Source organism: Bowmanella yangjiangensis (assembly GCF_017255015.1).
GTDB lineage: Bacteria > Pseudomonadota > Gammaproteobacteria > Enterobacterales > Alteromonadaceae > Bowmanella > Bowmanella yangjiangensis.
The window spans coordinates 1-897 of sequence record NZ_JAFKCS010000327.1 but is presented as its reverse complement, the minus strand read 5'-3'; the positions used below and the strand labels follow the sequence as shown (position 1 = coordinate 897).

Annotated in this window: 1 protein-coding gene; it reads right to left on the bottom strand. The window is 69.6% G+C overall.

All coding sequences use genetic code 11. The features are described from left to right. A partial coding sequence (locus tag J0A65_RS24340) for an NAD-dependent epimerase/dehydratase family protein (protein WP_206596837.1) occupies nt 1–826 on the bottom strand: 826 nt, incomplete at its 3' end. Between the last annotated feature and the right edge of the window lie 71 nt (nt 827–897).

Below are 897 nucleotides of genomic sequence, written 5' to 3'. Positions count from 1 at the left end.
CCTGCCAGTGCCCGTAGTAGCCGACGGCGGAGCCGCTGAGCAGCACCTCGGGCTTGTGCTCCAGGCGCTGCACCAGTTGCAGCAGTGCGTCGGTGGTGTCGAGCCGGCTGCTCAGGAAGCGTTGCTTGCGCGCAGGGTTCCAGCGCTGCCCGGCCAATGGCTCGCCAGCCAGGTTGATCAGGCAGTCGATGCGCTCATCGCTGGCGATCTGCGCCAGGTCGGTCAGCGCACTGATGCGCCCGCGCACCTGGCCGAGACTGGCCAGGTCGCGGGTCAGGATCAGTACCTCATGGCCGGCCTGGCTCAGCGCCGTGGCCAGCGGGCTGCCGATGAAACCACTGCCGCCGGTGATCAGCACACGCAGGCGACGCCCGCTGTCATGGCGCAGTGTCAGCGCCGGCGAACGTGGCCGGGTGGCGGGCCTCAGGGCCAGCAACGGGATGCCCATGGCCAGAGCGGCCGCGCCGTTGAGGTAGGCGTGCAGGGTGAAGCCGAAGGCGATGGAGAAGGCGCTGTCGAGCAGGCTCCACAGCAGCAGGGCGGCGATCAGCACGGGTTTGATCAGGCCCAGGCCGTGGCGGCGGTAGATCACCAGCAGCGCGCAGAACAGCAGGCCCCAGCTGGCCACGGTGGGCCCGAACAGGCCGACCAGGGTGCGCAGCGGCACCTGCTGCTCGGGGCTCGGCAGGGGCAGGCCACGGGCGGCGTACAGGTAGTCGAAGTACCCCTGGGTCAGCGGCAGGTGGGCGGCAAAGGCCAGCACGATGCCCAGCAGCACGTGCCCCGCGCCCATCAGCAACAGCCAGCGATACAGCAGGCCCTGCATCAGCGGATATCCAGTACGCGCAAGAGGAAGGCGTACTCCAGCGCCACGTCGCGGATGCCCTGATAGCGACC